Raw genomic sequence first — 16,904 nt, forward strand, 5'->3', positions numbered from 1 at the left:
TTGCGCGGCACGGAATCGATCGCGGACGGAGTCCGCTCCTGCGCAATGCCGCCCCGCGAAACCCTGCTCAGGGCAACTTCATCTCGTATCCCGCCGCCTGCAATTCGTCGTAGGCGTGGTCCAGTTGGACCCGCAGCGCTTCGGCGTCCGGCGCTCGGCGCGAGACGATCAGTTTGGTCGGCACGCTGTAGAGGTGGTCGAAGGCCAGCGGCACCATGTTCAGTTCGCGCTGAGCCTGTTCCACCGGGGTCTGGTAGTCGATGAGGAAATCGCCGCGTCCGCGTTCGAGCATCTGCAGCGCGGCGGTGTGCGTGCTGGTGCGGTGCAGTTCGAGCTTCAGCGCCGGGTCGGCCAGCAGGTCGGTGATCGGCCGCCAGTAGCTGTAGCCGCTGATCAGGATCACCCGGCTGCCGGTGAGGCCTTCGGGCATCTTCGGCGATGGGCGCGAGGGCAGGTGATAGAGGTTCAGCTCGACGTGGCCCAGCGTGCGCTCGCATTCCAGCGTGCTACCGGCCAGTTCCTGTTTGCCAGGCGCGCCGGCCCAGAGCTGCACGCTGCCATCCTGCAACCCCAGGTACAGGCGGGCGCTGGGCAGCGGGCGGAAATCCGCACGGTAGCCGGCCTTGAGCAGGATGCGCCGGACCATCTCGGCGCCGCTGCCGCGCGTGCTGCCGTCCGGGGCTGTGTAGGTGTAGGGAGGGAATTCGTAGTAGCCCACGGTCAGCGCCGGCAACGGACGCGGCAGGCGGTCGGCGAGTGTGGGACGCTCCACGGCGGTGGCATGGAGGCAGAGGAGGGCGAGGGTCAGCCCGGCGAGGCGGCTCAAATGCATGGATGGCCTGGGATGCTCGTTATAGTTTTTGTTCGAAGCGAGCCGAGCATGCGGCCGCCGTGCCGCGCTTGTCCAGATTTGCCCGCGCAGGACGTGCAGCCGGTCGAAATGTGCCGCTCAGTGCGGCAGCAGGAAGCGCGCCGCCAGCGGCAGGTGGTTGGAGATTCGCAGGGTGTCGCTGCGCCGCACTCCCGCCTCGACCCGGCTCAGGCTGGGGCTGTGGATCAGGTAGTCGAGGGTGCGGTCGGGCTTGTGTACGCGCGGGTCGTTGGGGAAGTGGGTGTACCAGTTTTCCTGGTCGGCGCCGCTGGACTCCTCCACCGCCGGGATGACCGGGAAACGCGCCGCCAGCAGGTTCAGCTCGCTGTTGGCGCGGTACGGCGCGCGCAGGACTTCCGGCAGGTACGGGTACTGGCCCAGCGGCAGCAGGCCGAGATCACCACCCAGCAGCCAGGGGCGTCCGGCGGCCTGCAGGGTGCTCAGGTGCGCCTCGACGGCCTCGACCTGGCGCTGCGGGGTGTCGTCGCCGTTGGGCCGTTGCAGCCAGGTGTTGACCACGCTGAGCTGGCCGCCGCCACGGATCGGCAGGTTGCTCTGCAGCATTGCCGGTTGCGGGGCGAACAGGCGCAGCAGCGGGATCGACGAGCGCTGTGGCAGGGCGATGCGCTCGCCACCGGTGATCTGGAAGCGGCTGAAGGTCACCAGCTTGCGCCCGGCGCTGCCGAATACGTGGGGGTTGGGATCGAAGCGCGCCTTCCAGTCGAAGGTGGCGGCGGAACAGGGATAGAGGTCGGCCAGGCGGTCGCCGATCAGCGCCTGCTGGTCCTGCTTGCCGGTGGCGGCGGCGCCGTCGTCGACTTCCTGCAGCAGCACGATGTCCGGCGCTTCGTCGCGGATCACCCGCACGACCTCGTCGAGGCTGTAGGCGATGTCCTCGGCGCTGGGGCTGTCGTCCGGGCCGGTGGTGTCGGGCAGGTCGTCCCAGAAGATGTAGCGCTTGCCAGCCAGGTACTGGACGTTCCAGGTCATCACCTTCAATGCCTGCCCCGGTTGCAGCTGCGGCGCCGGCACGCGGCATTGCGCGGCGACGGGTTCGCGTTCGGCGGGGTGCCAGGCCAGCAGCCAGGCGGCAGCGGTGACGGCGAGCAACAGGACGATGAACAGCAGGAACAGGATTCGTCTGGGCAGCGAAGGGCTCATGGGTGACCAGGGGCTATGCTTGTTGGGTCCAGAGGATAGTGTCTGTGACCGCGCATTTCACCTGCGCATTTGCCTCGCGAAGCATCTCGCAACCTTCTGGCCGGTGGCGGGAGAGGCCTCGCGAGGCGACGGGCATAGCTCCGGGAGGTCGCCATGCCACGCAAGTTCTTCGCCCAGCAGATCTATCGGCACAAGGTCGTGCTGGTCAGCGGCGGCTGTTCCGGCATCGGCCGCGCACTGGTGCTGCGCTTCGCCCAGGCGGGCGCGCACCCGGTGATCCTCGACCTCGATCAGTCCGCCCTGGATAGCCTGGTGCAGCACCTGCGCGAGCACCTGGGCGTCGAAGCCCTCGGCCTGCGCTGCGACATCGCCGACACCGAGTCGGTGCAGCGCAGCGTGGCGCTGGCCATCGAGCGCTTCGGCGGTATCGATGTGCTGGTGAACAACGCCGGCATCACCCACCGCAGCCTATTCATCGAGACGGAGCTGGCGGTGTTCCGCCGGGTGATGGCGGTGAATTTCTACGGCGCGCTGCATTGCACCCAGGCGGCATTGCCCAGCCTGCTGGAGCGACGCGGGCAGATCGTCGTGCTGAGTTCGCTGACCGGCTTTGCGCCATTGCTCTACCGCAGCGCCTACAACGCCAGCAAGCATGCGCTGCACGGGTTGTTCGACACGCTGCGCATGGAGCTGGACGGTACCGGCGTGGCGATCACCCTGGCCTGTCCCGGATTCACTGCCACCGACCTGCGCAAGAATGCGCTGGTGGGCGATGGCTCGGTGATCCGCCAGCCGGCGGTGGTGCTGGGCGCGGAGGTGGCCTCGCCGCGCGACGTGGCCGAGGCGATCTACCAGGGAGCGCTGCAGCGGCGAAGGTTGCTGGTGCTGTCCAACGTCAATTGGCGGGCGCGCATCCTGGCGCGGTTTTTCCCGCGCCTGTTCGAGAAGTTGCTGGTGCCGAAGATGTCGGGGCTCAGGCCGGGGCACTGACCATTGTTGTTAGGGCAGTGTTTTCTTTCGGGGAGCTCTGTGCCCGTGCTTTCCCCTCACCCCAGCCCTCTCACGGAGGGAGAGGGGGCCGAATGTGCCGGCTGACACCATGATTTCATCCTGCGCCGAGCGGTTCCCTCTCCCCCTGGGAGAGGGCTAGGGTGAGGGCCGGGCCGAGCGCAGAAACACCGCTTGGCAACGTAGGGCGCATAACGCCCGCGGCGTTATCCGCCGGTCTGGCGGATAACCCGTTCCGGGTTATGCGCAGTGCGGGGGGCGCATCAATGCGAGTGGCTGTCGAAACCGCCGCCCGCCAGCGACATGTCCCAGAACGACGCCTCGATCTTGTGCCCATCCAGATCACGGATGAAGCAGCCGTAGTACGGGTCGCCATAGAGCGGGCGCGGGCCGGGCGCGCCGTCGTCAGTGGCGCCGGCCGCGATTGCCGCGCGATAGAACGCATCCACCTGCTCGCGGGAGTTGGCCATGAAGCCGAAGTGCGTGCCGTTGCCGACGCCGGCCGGGCGACCGTCGATGGGCTTCTGTACCCAGAACTCCGGGAACTCGCGACCGTAGGCCACTGCGCCGGGGTGCTCCATGATCTGCTGGCAGCCCAGGGTACGCAGGACCGCATCGTAGAAGGCCTTGGCGCGCGGGTAGTCGTTGGTGCCGATGGAAATGTGCGAGATGCAGCTGGGCGGATAGCTCGGTTGGTCGCTCACGGGAGACTCCGGTGATAGGCAGAAGACACCAGCGTAGAAGCTCGGCGTGCGGTTTGCCGTGCGATTGGTTGCCGCATTTTGCGGCGCCTCAGCTGTCGCGTTCGGGCAGCAGGATGAAGATGCGGTACGCCGCCACCGTCAGCAGCAACTGGAAGAAACCGCTCAGCGAGTGCAAGGCGACTCCGGCGACCGGCGAGTCCTTGCCGATATCGTTGATCCAGCCTTCGGCGATCCACACCGGCGCGAGAATCGCCAGCGAAGTCACCAGCACCAGGAAGAAGTGCCCGGTGGTCAGGCGGAAGCTCTCGCGCATCGAATCGATGGGAGTCTGGCCGCGCTGCACCAGCAGGAACTCGGAAAATGCCAGTTTGATCATGATGAAGATGCCCGGCAGCACCAGCAGCGACAGGCCCACCACGATCAGCAGCGAGGTGATCGCCGAGAGCAAGGCGAAAGCCGGCCACAGGCGCAGCGCCGCGCTCCACAGTTCGCGCACGCCGCGCTCCGCGCCTTCGCCGGCATCGATCATGTAGAGGATCAGGCTGGCGGTGTAGATCGGATAGAACACCAGGCCCGCGGCCATGCCCCAGGGGGCGAAGTTCTGCGAGCCGGCGGCGAGGTTGATCTGCTGCTGGACCAGCGTCTCGATGACGATCCACGGCAGGCACAGCGGCACCAGGGTGCCCACGTGGCGGGAGAAGAAATACCAGGTGTCGCGAAGGATGGAGAGGGGATTCATCAGTAACCCGATACTGTCCGAGGGCTTCGACTCTAACTTAAGCAAACCCTCAGATAGAAGGCGCGAGAATTCTGCGACCGGAACTTGTTTTTTTCCGACCTGATCCAATGTTCGAAGGGCAAGCAACCTTGCTCGAACCACCCGCTCACTCGAGGCCCGCCATGAATTCCGAAGAGCAATCCCTGATCGATGGTCTGTTCACCCGCCTGCGCGACGCCGAGGCGCAGACCGCGCCGCGCGATCCCCAGGCCGAGGCGCAGATCAACCAGCACCTGGTACAGCAGCCTGCCGCGCCGTACTACATGGCCCAGGCGATGCTGATCCAGGAGGCGGCGATCAAGCGTCTGGACCAGCGCGTCAAGGAACTCGAAGCCCAGGCCCAGCAAAGTCGCCCCAGCAGTGGCGGCTTCCTCGCCGGTCTGTTCGGCGGCGGCCAGAGCCAGGAGCAACGCCCGGCGCAGCCGCAGCAGCGCCCGGACGGCTGGGGTCAGACGCGCTTTTCCCAACCCGGCGGCGGCAATGCGAACTACGCCAGCAATCCCACCAGCAACCCGAATGATTGGCGCCCGGCCCAGGCTCCGGCGGCCCAGGCGGCGCCGCAAGGTGGCGGCTTCCTGCGTGGCGCGCTGCAAACCGCGGCCGGTGTGGCGGGCGGCGTGATGGTGGCGAACGCGCTGACCAGCCTGTTCCACAGCAGCCAGCCGCAGGAAATCGTCGAAGTGATCCAGGAGCAGCCGGTACAGCCGGAGCCCTCGAGCTTCAATGATTCGCTGCCGGACGACTCCCTGCAGAACGGCGATCGCTATGCCGACAACGGTTTCAGCGATGCCAATTACGACGACAGCGGCAGCTTTGGCGACGATTCGGGCTTCTTTGGCGGCGACGACGGCGACATGTTCAGCTGAGCCGCCCGCCCGCCGGGACTGGCGGGGGCGCGCCGCTGTGCCGATAATGCGCCCCCGCTGTTCGAGTCCCGGAGCCACCGTTGAAGACCATCGCCCTGTTCGCCGACGTGCAGAACCTCTACTACACCGTGCGTCAGGCCTACGGCTGCCACTTCAACTATGCCGCCCTGTGGGCCGAGCTGAGCGCCCAGGGCACCATCGTCCAGGCCTACGCCTACGCCATCGACCGGGGCGATGCCCGGCAGCAGCAGTTCCAGCAGATCCTGCGCAAGCTCGGCTTCACCGTGAAGCTCAAGCCCTACATCCAGCGCGCCGACGGCTCGGCCAAGGGCGACTGGGACGTGGGCATCACCATCGACATCCTCGACGCCGCACCGAACGTGGACGAAGTCGTGCTGGCTTCCGGCGACGGTGACTTCGACCTGCTGCTCGACCGCGTCCGCGCCGGCGGTACCGATGCCACCGCCTACGGCGTGCCGGGCCTCACCGCCCAGGCGCTGATCCGCGCGGCCAGCCGCTACGTGCCCATCGAAGGCGCGCTGCTGCTGCGTTCCTGAGCCTTGCGGCTACAATGCCGCCCATTCCGAATTCGTATTGCGAGCGCTCCATGACCTTCGCCACCCTCGGCCTGATCGATCCCCTCCTGCGCGCCCTCGACGGGCTCGGCTACCAGAACCCGACGGCGGTCCAGGCCCAGGCCATTCCGGCCGTGCTCAAGGGCCGCGACCTGCTCGCCGCCGCCCAGACCGGTACCGGCAAGACCGCCGGCTTTGCCCTGCCGCTGCTGCAGAAACTGCTGCACGAAGGCCCGCAAGTAGCGGCCAACTCGATCCGCGCGCTGGTGCTGGTGCCGACCCGTGAACTGGCCGAGCAGGTCCACGAAAGCTTCCGCGCCTACGGCCAGCACGTGCCGCTGCGTACCGCTGTGGCTTACGGCGGAGTGAGCATCAACCCGCAGATGATGAAGCTGCGCAAGGGCGTCGACGTGCTGGTGGCCACGCCCGGCCGCCTGCTCGACCTGTACCGGCAGAACGCCCTGAAATTCACCCAGCTGCAGGCCCTGGTGCTGGACGAAGCCGACCGCATGCTCGACCTGGGCTTCGCCCGCGAGCTGGACGAAGTCTTTGCCGCGCTGCCCAAGCGCCGGCAGACCCTGCTGTTCTCCGCGACCTTCTCCGACGCTATCCGCCAGATGGCCCGCGAGCTGCTGCGCGACCCGCTGACCATCGACGTGGCGCCACGCAACACGGCGGCGAAGACGGTGAAGCAGCACCTGGTCACCGTCGACAAGAAGCGCAAGGCCGAGCTGTTCCTCCACCTGATGCGCGAGCAGGGCTGGCGCCAGGCCCTGGTGTTCGCCAAGACCCGCAAGGGCGTCGACGAACTGGTTGGCCTGTTGCAGAAAGAAGGCATCCGCGCCGACTCGATCCACGGTGACAAGCCGCAGCCGTCCCGCCTGCGCGCGCTGGCGCGGTTCAAGGCCGGCGATGTGGACTTCCTCATTGCCACTGACGTTGCCGCGCGCGGCCTGGATATCGAGGAAATGCCGCTGGTGGTCAACTTCGACCTGCCCATCGTCCCCGAAGACTACGTGCACCGCATCGGCCGTACCGGCCGCGCCGGCGCCAGCGGGCAGGCGATCTCGCTGGTCTGCGCCGACGAAGTGCAGCAGCTGGCGGCCATCGAGACGCTGATCGGCCAGACCCTGCAGCGCCAGGAAGAAGATGGCTTCGAGGCGGAACACCGGGTGCCCGTCACCGCCCCTGGCGGCCAGATCACGAAGAAGCCGAAGAAGCCCAAGCAACCCAAGGTGCCGGAAGGCAAACCGGGCAAGGTCCACCTGGGTTCGCTGCTGGACGACAAGCCGCAGGTCAAGGCGGTGCGCAAGGCGCCGGGCTTCGGTCTTGGCGGCAAACCGGCAGGCGGCAAGTCTCCTTCCGGCAAGTCGCCTGCTGGAAAGCCGGGCGGCAAGGGCGGTCGTCGGCCCTGAGCCGTTAAGGCGCGCGCCTGCTTCATCGCGGTGCGCCGCCAAGGGCTGATTCGGGGCTGTCTCCAGGCTCGGCGGGGCCTTGCGGGGTGTGGCGCAAAAGCTGCATTTCCGTGTGGAATCCCGAACGCCTATAGTGTGCCCATCGCGCACACAACAAGAACGACAGCCCATGCGCCACAAGGAACTCAAAGCCTGGACCGGCGGAGTCGCCCATCTGCTCTCGCTGGCCCCCGGTCGCCCGCGCCTGCTCGGCCTCAGCCAGTGGCTGCAGCAGGTCTGTGCGGTGGATAACTTCGTGCTCTTCGTCTACGAAGGCAACCACCGGCCGCTGGACCTGTTCGACACCTTCCCGGCCGACGTCCGTCACGTCTACGTCGAGGACTACCAGGTTGGCCCCTACCTGCTCGATCCCTTCTACCTCGCCTGTACCCGCCACCAGGCGCCGGGGCTGTGGCGCCTGCGACAGTTCGCGCCGGACCACTTCTACCTGGGCGAGTACTACCAGACCTACTACCAGCAGACCGGCCTGACCGAGGAGATCGCCTTCTTCGTCGACCTGGCCGACGGCGCCACCGCCGTGCTCTCGCTGATGCGCAAGGCCTCCAGCCCCGCCTACAGTCGCGACGAGATGCAACTGCTCGAATGCGCGCGGCCGGTGGTCGAGCAGGTGGTGCGCGAGGCCTGGGAGCTGCGCCGCGCGCAACCGCGCCCGGCGCAGGACCTGGACTACCAGATCCGCGAGGCCTTCGACCAGTTCGGCGCCCAGTTGCTCACGCCCCGCGAGCAGGAGATCGTCCAGCTGCTGCTGCGCGGCCACTCCAGCGCCTCGGTGGCCGAGCAGCTGGATATCAGCCCCGGCACGGTGAAGATCCATCGCAAGAACATCTACGCCAAGCTCGGCATCGGCAGCCAGTCGGAGCTGCTCGGGCTGTTCATCCGCGAGCTGGCGGGGCGCGATGCGGCGGGTGGGATGCGCGCGGTGGGGTGAGCAGACCTCCGGCGAAATCCGTGCCACGCTCTTCCCCTCACCCCAACCCTCTCCCAGAGGGAGAGGGGGCCGTCCGTGCCGGCTGAAGCAAAGGTTTCATCCTGCACCGAACGGTCCCCTCTCCCGCTCGCGGGAGAGGGTTAGGGTGAGGGGCCTTTGATCTGGTAGACACGATCCAATCCCGCCATCTATCCCCCGAGGGATATATACACCCCGAAAGCCCCATTGCTAGCGTGACCACCAACAAGAACAAGGTGGGAGCGCGGTGATGGAAAGCGGTCAGGATGTCGATATCGAGTTCCGTAACGTGGTCAAACGCTACGGCAGCGTGCCGGCGGTCAACGGGCTGAGCTTCAAGGTGAAGCGCGGCGCTTTCCACTCCTTCCTCGGCAGCTCCGGCTGTGGCAAGACCACCACCCTACGGATGATCGCCGGCTTCGAGCAGCCCAGCGAGGGCGAGGTGCTGCTCGCCGGCCAGGCGGTGGCCGGGGTGCCGGCGCACCAGCGTGCGGTGAACATGGTGTTCCAGCACTACGCGCTGTTCCCGCACCTGACGGTGGCCGAAAACATCGCCTACGGCCTGCGCTACCGCACACCACGCCCGGACCGCGCGCAGCAGCGCCGGATGGCCGACGAAGCGCTGGAGATGGTGCGCCTGTCCGGCTTCGGCACGCGCAAGCCCCACGAGCTTTCCGGCGGCCAGCAACAGCGCGTGGCGCTGGCCCGCGCGCTGGTGAACAAGCCCACCGTGCTGCTGCTCGACGAGCCGCTGGCGGCACTCGACCGCAAGCTGCGCAAGGAGATGCAGTCCGAGCTGCTGCGCCTGCAGCGCGAGGTCGGCATTACCTTCGTGCTGGTCACCCATGACCAGGAAGAAGCGCTGTCCATGAGCGACAGCATCAGCATCATGAAGGACGGCCTGATCATCCAGACCGCTACGCCCGAGGCGCTCTACGAGACCCCGGCGAGCCGCTACGTGGCCGACTTCATCGGCGAGTCCAATCTCTTCGCTGGCACCGTGCGCCGCCTCGACTCTGGCCGCGTGGTGCTGGGCACCCCGGCCGGGCTGGAACTGAGCAGCCCGCCGACACCCACTGGCCCCTCGCTCTCGCCCCAGGCCGAAGGCTGCATCGCCGTGCGCCCCGAGCTGGTCGGTATTGCCGCCGCCGATTCGGAGCTGCAGCGCGATGTGCGCCTGAAGGGCCGGGTCGAGGACCGCATCTACCTGGGCAATCTCACCGAATACCGCGTGCGCACCGATGCCTTCGGCATCGTCTGCGTGCGCGTGCCGCGCAAGGCCGGCGGCGAGGCGGAAGCCTTCGAGCACGGCGCGCCGGTGCAGGTCGGCTGGAACCAGGCCAGCGGCCTGGCCATGGCGCTCTGAACCGGGCTCAGCCCGACGATCCAACCATAACGACAATCAGCAGATAGGCGGGGAGTGACGATGGACAAGAAGAGCTTCATCAAGACGATGCGCAGCTGGGAAAACGGCTCCATCACGCGACGCGACTTTCTCGGCAAGACCGGTCTCGGCCTGGCGATGGCCGTGGTCGCCGCCAACACTCCCGGCCTGCTGACCGGCAAGGCCTACGCGGCCGAGGGCAGCAACATCGGCGACCGCCTGGCCCTGGCCACCTGGCCGAATTACCACAGCCAGGAGAACTTCGACGCCTTCGCCAAGGCCACCGGCGCGCGGGTGCAGATGAACGTATTCGGCTCCAACGAGGAGATGCTCGCCAAGCTGCAGGCCGGCGGCAGCGGCTGGGACGTCTTCGTGCCGACCAACTACACCATCAGCACCTACGTGCAGCTCGGGCTGATCGAGCCGCTGGACCTGTCGCGCATCCCCAACTTCGACCCCAAGGCCTTCGAGGAACGCTTCATGGCCCAAGGCACGGTGGATGGCAAGGTCTACGCGGTGCCGAAGAACTGGGGCACCACCGGCATCGTCTACGATGCCAGCAAGGTCAAGGGCAGCCCGGATTCCTGGAAGCAGTTCTGGGACCTGACGCTGACTAGCGCCTCGGGCCGCACCATCGTCCACGACTACCAGCTCACTGCCATCGGCAACGCGCTCAAGTATTACGGCTACAGCTTCAACTCGCTGGACCCGAAGGAACTGGCCGAGGCCGAGAAGCTGCTGATCCAGGCCAAGCCGCACCTGTTCGCGATCAACTCCGACATCCAGCCCTCGCTGCGCAACGGCGACGCCTGGATGGCCATGGCCTGGACCGGCGACGCCTCGCAGCTGCACCGCGACAACCCGGACATGACCTTCGTGCTGGGCAAGGAAGGCGGCGAAATCTGGAGCGACTTCTTCGCCATTCCCAAGAGCGCCGAGCATCGCGACGCGGCCTACGCGTTCATCAACTACCTGCTCGATCCGCAGCACAACAAGCTGGAGGTGCTCTCCCACGGCTACCCGAGCGGGGACAAGCGTGTCGATGCGCTGCTCTCCAAGGAAATGCTCGACGACCCGATCATGTACCCGGCGGCCGAGCGTCTGTCGCCGCTGGAGTTCGGCGCCGCGGCGACCCTCACCAGCCCGGCGCGCGCCGAACTGATGGCGCGGTTCAAGGCGGCGTGAGGAACGTTGTCATCGTGAGCGCGGGAGATGGCGGATAACGCTCCGGCGTTATTCGCCCTACCGCAACGGCATGCCCATGCCCAAGGATTCGAACATGAACATCGCTGTCAGCGCCCCGTTGCCGCAGACCCAGGCGACGCCCACGGCCTCGCGTGCGAAAAGCCTCGGCCGGCGCGTCACGCTCCTGCTGCTCCTGCCGTCCACCCTGTGGTTCCTGCTATTGCTGCTGATGCCGCTGGTGATCATCCTGGTCTTCAGCTTTGGCGAACGCAGCGCCGTGGGCGGCTACGGCGGCGGGCTGACGCTGGAGAACTACCTGAACCTCGGTTCCCGCGCCCAGGCCTTCTGGAACACCCTGACCCTGGCGCCGCTGGGCACCCTGGCCTGCCTGCTGGCGGCCTACCCGCTGGCCTACTTCCTGGCGGTGAAGGTGCGACGCAATAAGTCGCTGCTGCTCACGCTGGTCATCGTGCCGTTCTGGACCAGCTTCCTGATCCGCACCTACGCCTGGATCTTCATCCTCAGCGGGCGCGGCATTCCCGCGCTGCTGGAGAGCTTCGGCATCGCCGACGTGCGTCTGATCAACACGCCCTACGCGGTGCTGATCGGCATCGTCTACGGCTACCTGCCGCTGATGGTGTTCCCCATCTATGTGACCCTGGAGAAGCTCGACAAGCGCCTGCTGGAAGCCTCCGGCGACCTCGGCGCGAGCGCCTTCGAGACCTTCCGCCGGATCACCCTGCCGCTCTCCGCGCCGGGGGTGATCACCGGGGTGATGCTGGTGTTCATCCTGCTCATGGGCGAGTTCCTGATCCCGGCGATCCTCGGCGGCGGCAAGGTGTTCTTCGTTGGCAACGCGCTGGTCGACCTGTTCCTGCAATCGCGCAACTGGCCGTTCGGCAGCGCGGTGGCGATGACCCTGGTGGCGATGATGCTGGTGATCATCGGTGTCTACCTGAAACTCGTGGCCCGCTATGGCGGCTCGCGCAACGACGGGGTGCTCTGACATGTGGCTGCGCAGTTACTCCACCTCGGTCTACCTGTTCCTCTACGCGCCCATCGCGCTGATCATGCTCTTCGCCTTCAACGCCGGGCGCAGCGGGCTGAGCTTCCAGTGCTGCTCGGTGCAGTGGTTCGGCCGCGCCTTCGGCAACCCGTTCATCATGGAAGCCCTGGGCAACAGCGCGCTGATCGCCTTCTGCTCGGCGCTGATCGCCACGCTGTTCGGCACCCTCGCAGTGTTCGGCCTGCAGCGGGTCGGCAAGCGCGTGCGCCTGCTGTTCGACGCGCTGACCTACTGCGCGATCATCGTGCCGGGTATCGTCATCGGCATCGCCACGCTGATCGCCTTCATCACCCTGTTCGACGTGGTGAACCCGCTGCTGGCGCTGCTGGATATCGGCCTGCCGAAACTCAACATGGGCTTCGGCACCGTCGTGGCGGCGCATTCGCTGTTCACCATGGCGCTGGTGATGGTGATCGTCCGCACCCGCGTCGAGGCGATGGACAAGTCGCTGCTGGAAGCCTCCGCCGACCTCTACGCGCCGCCGCTGGACACCTTCTGGCGCGTGACCCTGCCGCAGATCGCCCCGGCGATCCTGGCCGGCTTCCTGCTGGCGTTCACCTTCAGCTTCGACGACTTCATCATCGCCTTCTTCGTCGCCGGCTCGGAAACCACGCTGCCGATCTACATCTTCTCGTCGATCCGTCGCGGTATCACGCCCGAGATCAACGCCATCTCCACGGTGATCATCTGCGCCTCGCTGGCGCTGCTGTTCACCTCCCGCTACCTGCAGAACCGCCGCACCGGCGTTCAGGCCGCCTGAGGGCCGACTTCAAGGAGACTCGAGGATGCGCGACCAGCTCTACATCAACGGGCAGTGGGTCAGGCCGGACCTGGGCGGCCGTTTCACCAGCTTCGACCCGGCCACCGGCCAGCCGCTGCGCGAAGTACCGGCGGCCACCGAGGAAGACGTCGACCATGCCGTGCGCGCGGCGCGTACCGCGTTCAATCGTGGCTGGGGGCAGAGCCGCGGCGCCGAGCGCGCGGAGTGGCTGGAGGCGCTGGCCGGGGAGCTGGAACGCAACCAGGATTCGCTGGCCGAACTGGAAGTGCGCGACAACGGCAAGCCGCTGCCCGAGGCGCAATGGGACGTGGCCGACGCCATCGGCTGTTTCCGCTATTACGCCGATCTGGCGCGGGAGCTGGACGAGCGCCAGGACCAGACTCTGCCACTGCCCGACGAACGCTTCCGCTGCCGTATCCGCCAGGAGCCGGTGGGCGTGGCGGGGCAGATCATCCCCTGGAACTACCCGCTGCTGATGGCGGCGTGGAAGGTCGCGCCGGCCCTGGCAGCGGGCGCCACCTGCGTGCTCAAGCCATCCGAGCTGACGCCGCTGAGCGCCCTGGAACTGGCCGCCGCGGCGGACGCGATCGGGCTGCCGGCCGGCGTGCTGAACGTGCTGCCGGGGCTGGGCGCGGAGGCTGGTGGGCCGCTGAGCCAGCATCCCGGCGTGGACAAGCTGGCCTTCACCGGCAGCGTGCCAACCGGCTCGCGGATCATGTCGGCGGCAGCCCAGGACATCAAGAACGTCAGCCTGGAGCTGGGCGGCAAGTCGGCCTTCATCGTCTTCGACGACAGCGATATCGAGGCGGCGGTGGAATGGATTCTCTTCGGCATCTTCTGGAACCAGGGTCAGGTGTGCAGCGCCACCTCGCGCCTGCTGGTGCAGGAGGGCATCGCCCCGCGCCTGATCGAGCGTCTGGTGGAAGCGACCCGCGCCATCACCATCGGCAACGGCATGGAACCGGGCGTGCTGCTCGGCCCGCTGGTCAGCCAGGGGCAGCACGAGAAGGTGCTCGGTTTCGTCGACAAGGGCCGCGCTAGCGGCGCCCGCCTGCTCACCGGCGGCAAGCGTCCGGCGGGGCTGGAGCAGGGCTGGTTCATGGAGCCGGCGATCTTCGACGAGCCGGCCGAGGACGCGCTGATCTGGCGCGAGGAAATCTTCGGCCCGGTGCTCTGCGTGAAGCGCTTCAAGACCGAGGCCGAGGCCCTGCGCCTGGCCAACGACAGCCGCTTCGGCCTGGCCGGCGCGGTGATGTCGGGCGACCCGCAGCGTGCCGCGCGGGTAGCGGATGGGCTGCGGGCGGGGATCGTCTGGGTGAACTGCTCGCAACCCACCTTCACCCAGGCGCCCTGGGGCGGCATGAAGCACAGCGGCATCGGCCGCGAGCTGGGCGTGTGGGGGCTGGAGAACTACCTGGAGGTGAAGCAGGTGACGGAGTACGTCTCGGATCAGCCGTGGGGGTGGTACCTGAAGGGCTGAGGGTTTGTTGGTGGCAAACCTTCCTTGCGCGCTGTTGCAGGAGCAACTGTCTTCTTCGGGCTGGGTCCGTGCCACTGAATTCCCCTCACCCCAGCCCTGGCTGCGCGCCCCGCTCCTGAGGGAGAGGGAGCCGCCCGTGCCGGCTGACGCCAAGGTTTCATCCTGCACCGGCCGGTCCCCTCTCCCGCTTGCGGGAGAGGGTTAGGGTGAGGGGCTCTTGATCTTGTAATAGCGGGCTCCCGCGCTTCAATCGAGGTTATGCCCGATCCGCCAAAGCACGCCGCTCGGGTCGTGCAGGGTGAAGTCGCGCATCTTCCACGGCTGGTCTTCCAGTGCGCCAAGGCGGACGCCGTAGCGCTCGGCCAGGCCGGAGTCGCGCAGCTTCGCGTACCAGGCGTCGGCATCTTCCACCAGCAGGTGCAGCATCAGATTCTCGGCGAATTCCTTGACGTAAAAGTTCTGCAGCAGGAAGGCGCAGTGATCGCCGTGGTGGAAGTAGGCAAGCTCCTCGGAACTCCACGGCGAGGTGAAGCCCAGGTCCTTGTAGAACTGCTGGGAGAGTGCGAAATCGCGGGCGGGGACGAAGACTTTCAGTTCAACGCTGGCAGTGCTCATGAGGCAACCTTCCTGGTTAATGCGTGAGCAGGCTTTCACGACGGCAATGGATCAGGCCGCCTCTGGCGGGCGGCTGGCCGCGAGTCTAACTCAGAGCTGGCGCTGCATGTAGCGATGGCTGGACACGCCCGGCAGCGTCGAGGCCCGCTCCACCTGCACGCCGAAGCCGAAGCGTTCATAGAGCGCCTGTGCCTTGGGGTTGGCCACCGAAACGTCCAGCGCTGCGATGGGCAGGTCGCTGTCGCGGCCGATCTGCAGGAAGTGCTCGATCAGCTGGCTGCCCAGCCCCTCGCCGCGAAGGTCCGGCGTGACGCCCAGATGCGCGAGGTACAAGGTGCGCCGGGGCGGCGGGCAGATGATCTTCTCCAGTTGCAGGCCACGGCGGATGACGCCGGGCGCGCCCAGGCCGAAGTAGCCGAGGATCTGCCGCGTGGCCGCGAGCATGTAGCCCAGGGTCACCTCGCCGCCGAACACCGTGCCGGCCGCCACCACCTGGCCATCCTGTTCGCCAACCCAGTGCTGGCGCCAGCCGAATTGGCCACCACCCTGGACAAAGGCGTAACGCAGGAAGTCCTGCGCGCTGTTGCGGCCGGGGCGGGCGAAGGCGTAGTCGAAGGCATCGGGGCCGGAGCTGTAGATCAGCGGGATGGCGGCATCGACATCATCGGGGCGGGCGCGGCGGAAGGTCAGCGGCATGCAGGCGACTCCTGGGTGGGAGTCGAGAATCTAGCACCATGGTTCCAGAAAGTGCAGCGCTCAGCCTTGCGTTTCGAGCCACTTCAACGCGCCGGCCCCGGCCGCGCGGCCGCTGGCAAAGCAGGCAGTGAGCAGGTAACCGCCGGTGGGCGCTTCCCAGTCGAGCATTTCGCCGGCGCAAAACACGCCCGGTAGCGCCTTGAGCATCAGGTGTTCGTCCAGCGCCTCGAAGGTCACACCACCGGCGCTGCTGATGGCTTCGTCCAGCGGGCGCGCACGCACTGCGGTCAGCGGCAATGCCTTGATCAGTTGGGCGAGTCGTTGCGGGTTGGCGTAGTCGGCGGCTGTGGACAACTCGCGCAAGAGCCCGGCACGCACGCCGTCCAGGCCCAGCCGGCCGCGCAGATGATTGGCCATGGACTTGGAGCCGCGCGGCTGCGCCACGGCCTTGGCGACCTGCTCCAGGCTGCGGTTGGGCAGCAGGTCGAGATACACCGTGGCGCTGCCGGTCTGCTCGATCTGCTCGCGGATACCGGCGGACAGCGCGTAAACCAGGCTGCCTTCGATACCGCCGGCGGTGACCACGAACTCGCCCTGGCGCGGCGTGCTATCGGCCAGCGAGAGCGCCACTGGCTTGACCGGCGCGCCGGCGAACTTGTCGCGGAAGAATTCGCTCCAGCCTTCCACCTCGAAGCCGCAGTTGGCCGGGCGCAGCGGCGCGATATCCACAGCGCGCTCGCGCAACAGCGGCACCCAGGCGCCATCGGAGCCCAGACGCTGCCAACTGCCGCCGCCCAGGGCGAGCACGGTCGTGTCCGCGTTGACGACGCGTTGGCCGTCCGGGCCGTCGATCAGCAGGGCGCCGTCGGCGGCCCAGCCCAGCCAGCGATGGCGGGTATGGATGACCACGCCGGTATCGCGCAGGCGCTTGAGCCAGGCACGCAGCAACGGCGCGGCTTTCATGTCGCGGGGGAAGACGCGTCCGGAGGTGCCGACGAAGGTCTCGATGCCCAGGCCGTGGATCCACTGGCAGAGGGCCTCGTTGTCGAAGGCGTCGATCAGCGGCGCGAGTGTCTGCGCGCGCTGGCCGTAGCGCGAGAGGAAGGGCTCGCGGGCCTCCGAATGGGTGATGTTCATACCGCCTACGCCGGCCAGCAGGAACTTGCGCCCCACCGATGGCATGGCATCGAACAGTTCCACCCGTACGCCAGCGCCCGCCATGACTTCGGCGGCCATCAGGCCGGCAGGGCCGCCGCCGATGACAATGGCGGTACGGGAAGCGAGCGCGGAATTGTGGGTCATGCAGCGGCCAG

General features: G+C 67.3%; 17 protein-coding genes. 10 read left to right on the forward strand and 7 right to left on the reverse strand.

The window, feature by feature from the left end:
• Nucleotides 1–67: 67 nt before the first annotated feature.
• Together JVX91_RS09355 and JVX91_RS09360 are read right to left on the reverse strand one after the other, a co-directional pair.
• A complete protein-coding gene (locus JVX91_RS09355; RefSeq protein WP_205338976.1) occupies nucleotides 68–832 on the reverse strand; it encodes a transporter substrate-binding domain-containing protein in 765 nt (254 codons plus the stop codon).
• 117 nt (nucleotides 833–949) lie between these two features.
• Nucleotides 950–2,032, reverse strand: coding sequence for an endonuclease/exonuclease/phosphatase family protein (locus JVX91_RS09360; RefSeq protein ID WP_205338977.1), 1,083 nt, complete (start codon nucleotides 2,030–2,032; stop codon nucleotides 950–952).
• 153 nt (nucleotides 2,033–2,185) lie between these two features.
• On the opposite strand from JVX91_RS09360, the gene JVX91_RS09365 reads away from it, so the two are divergent.
• Complete coding sequence (locus JVX91_RS09365) at nucleotides 2,186–3,022, forward strand: SDR family oxidoreductase (RefSeq protein WP_205338978.1); 837 nt, start codon at nucleotides 2,186–2,188, stop codon at nucleotides 3,020–3,022.
• Nucleotides 3,023–3,303: 281 nt separating this feature from the next.
• Here JVX91_RS09365 and JVX91_RS09370 read toward each other — a convergent pair whose 3' ends face one another.
• Both JVX91_RS09370 and JVX91_RS09375 read right to left on the reverse strand, forming a co-directional pair.
• On the reverse strand, nucleotides 3,304–3,744 hold the full coding sequence (locus JVX91_RS09370) for a VOC family protein (protein WP_205338979.1): 441 nt from the start codon (nucleotides 3,742–3,744) through the stop codon (nucleotides 3,304–3,306).
• 88 nt (nucleotides 3,745–3,832) lie between these two features.
• Nucleotides 3,833–4,483 (reverse strand): YciC family protein, encoded by a 651-nt coding sequence (locus JVX91_RS09375; RefSeq protein WP_205338980.1) that lies wholly within the window; start codon nucleotides 4,481–4,483, stop codon nucleotides 3,833–3,835.
• Nucleotides 4,484–4,644: 161 nt separating this feature from the next.
• Between JVX91_RS09375 and JVX91_RS09380 the strand changes: the two genes are divergently transcribed.
• From JVX91_RS09380 to JVX91_RS09420, 9 genes are all read left to right on the forward strand, one after another.
• Nucleotides 4,645–5,388, forward strand: a complete 744-nt coding sequence (locus tag JVX91_RS09380) for a DUF2076 domain-containing protein (protein ID WP_205338981.1) — start codon at nucleotides 4,645–4,647, stop codon at nucleotides 5,386–5,388.
• Between the two features lie 80 nt (nucleotides 5,389–5,468).
• A complete protein-coding gene (locus JVX91_RS09385; protein WP_138212058.1) occupies nucleotides 5,469–5,945 on the forward strand; it encodes an NYN domain-containing protein in 477 nt (158 codons plus the stop codon).
• 50 nt (nucleotides 5,946–5,995) lie between these two features.
• Nucleotides 5,996–7,378, forward strand: a complete 1,383-nt coding sequence (locus tag JVX91_RS09390) for a DEAD/DEAH box helicase (RefSeq protein ID WP_205338982.1) — start codon at nucleotides 5,996–5,998, stop codon at nucleotides 7,376–7,378.
• A 169-nt stretch (nucleotides 7,379–7,547) separates the two neighbouring features.
• Nucleotides 7,548–8,366 (forward strand): LuxR C-terminal-related transcriptional regulator, encoded by an 819-nt coding sequence (locus JVX91_RS09395; protein WP_205338983.1) that lies wholly within the window; start codon nucleotides 7,548–7,550, stop codon nucleotides 8,364–8,366.
• Nucleotides 8,367–8,634: 268 nt separating this feature from the next.
• Nucleotides 8,635–9,750: an ABC transporter ATP-binding protein gene (locus tag JVX91_RS09400; protein ID WP_205338984.1), complete on the forward strand. Its 1,116-nt coding sequence runs from the start codon at nucleotides 8,635–8,637 to the stop codon at nucleotides 9,748–9,750.
• A 60-nt stretch (nucleotides 9,751–9,810) separates the two neighbouring features.
• Nucleotides 9,811–10,953, forward strand: coding sequence for a spermidine/putrescine ABC transporter substrate-binding protein (locus JVX91_RS09405; protein ID WP_205338985.1), 1,143 nt, complete (start codon nucleotides 9,811–9,813; stop codon nucleotides 10,951–10,953).
• Nucleotides 10,954–11,047: 94 nt separating this feature from the next.
• Nucleotides 11,048–11,959 (forward strand): ABC transporter permease, encoded by a 912-nt coding sequence (locus tag JVX91_RS09410; protein ID WP_205338986.1) that lies wholly within the window; start codon nucleotides 11,048–11,050, stop codon nucleotides 11,957–11,959.
• Nucleotide 11,960: 1 nt separating this feature from the next.
• Nucleotides 11,961–12,779, forward strand: a complete 819-nt coding sequence (locus tag JVX91_RS09415; protein ID WP_024764643.1) for an ABC transporter permease — start codon at nucleotides 11,961–11,963, stop codon at nucleotides 12,777–12,779.
• 25 nt (nucleotides 12,780–12,804) lie between these two features.
• On the forward strand, nucleotides 12,805–14,280 hold the full coding sequence (locus JVX91_RS09420) for an aldehyde dehydrogenase family protein (protein ID WP_205338987.1): 1,476 nt from the start codon (nucleotides 12,805–12,807) through the stop codon (nucleotides 14,278–14,280).
• 246 nt (nucleotides 14,281–14,526) lie between these two features.
• Here JVX91_RS09420 and JVX91_RS09425 read toward each other — a convergent pair whose 3' ends face one another.
• The 3 genes from JVX91_RS09425 to JVX91_RS09435 all read right to left on the reverse strand — a co-directional run bounded on the left by JVX91_RS09425 (nucleotide 14,527) and on the right by JVX91_RS09435 (nucleotide 16,893).
• The gene (locus JVX91_RS09425; protein WP_205338988.1) at nucleotides 14,527–14,895 is read right to left on the reverse strand and encodes a VOC family protein; all 369 of its coding nucleotides are present in this window, start codon (nucleotides 14,893–14,895) and stop codon (nucleotides 14,527–14,529) included.
• Between the two features lie 90 nt (nucleotides 14,896–14,985).
• The gene (locus tag JVX91_RS09430; RefSeq protein ID WP_205338989.1) at nucleotides 14,986–15,591 is read right to left on the reverse strand and encodes a GNAT family N-acetyltransferase; all 606 of its coding nucleotides are present in this window, start codon (nucleotides 15,589–15,591) and stop codon (nucleotides 14,986–14,988) included.
• 60 nt (nucleotides 15,592–15,651) lie between these two features.
• Complete coding sequence (locus JVX91_RS09435; RefSeq protein ID WP_205338990.1) at nucleotides 15,652–16,893, reverse strand: TIGR03862 family flavoprotein; 1,242 nt, start codon at nucleotides 16,891–16,893, stop codon at nucleotides 15,652–15,654.
• Between the last annotated feature and the right edge of the window lie 11 nt (nucleotides 16,894–16,904).

Source organism: Pseudomonas sp. PDNC002 (genome assembly GCF_016919445.1).
Taxonomy (GTDB): domain Bacteria; phylum Pseudomonadota; class Gammaproteobacteria; order Pseudomonadales; family Pseudomonadaceae; genus Pseudomonas.

What these genes read in the sequence shown, in the direction of transcription:
- JVX91_RS09415 (WP_024764643.1), top strand. Translation starts at nt 11,961, where the DNA reads ATGTGGCTGCGCAGTTACTCCACCTCGGTCTACCTGTTCCTCTACGCG.
- JVX91_RS09410 (WP_205338986.1), top strand. Translation starts at nt 11,048, where the DNA reads ATGAACATCGCTGTCAGCGCCCCGTTGCCGCAGACCCAGGCGACGCCC.
- JVX91_RS09420 (WP_205338987.1), top strand. Translation starts at nt 12,805, where the DNA reads ATGCGCGACCAGCTCTACATCAACGGGCAGTGGGTCAGGCCGGACCTG.
- JVX91_RS09425 (WP_205338988.1), bottom strand. Translation starts at nt 14,895, where the DNA reads ATGAGCACTGCCAGCGTTGAACTGAAAGTCTTCGTCCCCGCCCGCGAT.
- JVX91_RS09365 (WP_205338978.1), top strand. Translation starts at nt 2,186, where the DNA reads ATGCCACGCAAGTTCTTCGCCCAGCAGATCTATCGGCACAAGGTCGTG.
- JVX91_RS09430 (WP_205338989.1), bottom strand. Translation starts at nt 15,591, where the DNA reads ATGCCGCTGACCTTCCGCCGCGCCCGCCCCGATGATGTCGATGCCGCC.
- JVX91_RS09380 (WP_205338981.1), top strand. Translation starts at nt 4,645, where the DNA reads ATGAATTCCGAAGAGCAATCCCTGATCGATGGTCTGTTCACCCGCCTG.
- JVX91_RS09390 (WP_205338982.1), top strand. Translation starts at nt 5,996, where the DNA reads ATGACCTTCGCCACCCTCGGCCTGATCGATCCCCTCCTGCGCGCCCTC.
- JVX91_RS09395 (WP_205338983.1), top strand. Translation starts at nt 7,548, where the DNA reads ATGCGCCACAAGGAACTCAAAGCCTGGACCGGCGGAGTCGCCCATCTG.
- JVX91_RS09355 (WP_205338976.1), bottom strand. Translation starts at nt 832, where the DNA reads ATGCATTTGAGCCGCCTCGCCGGGCTGACCCTCGCCCTCCTCTGCCTC.
- JVX91_RS09375 (WP_205338980.1), bottom strand. Translation starts at nt 4,483, where the DNA reads ATGAATCCCCTCTCCATCCTTCGCGACACCTGGTATTTCTTCTCCCGC.
- JVX91_RS09360 (WP_205338977.1), bottom strand. Translation starts at nt 2,032, where the DNA reads ATGAGCCCTTCGCTGCCCAGACGAATCCTGTTCCTGCTGTTCATCGTC.
- JVX91_RS09435 (WP_205338990.1), bottom strand. Translation starts at nt 16,893, where the DNA reads ATGACCCACAATTCCGCGCTCGCTTCCCGTACCGCCATTGTCATCGGC.
- JVX91_RS09400 (WP_205338984.1), top strand. Translation starts at nt 8,635, where the DNA reads ATGGAAAGCGGTCAGGATGTCGATATCGAGTTCCGTAACGTGGTCAAA.
- JVX91_RS09405 (WP_205338985.1), top strand. Translation starts at nt 9,811, where the DNA reads ATGGACAAGAAGAGCTTCATCAAGACGATGCGCAGCTGGGAAAACGGC.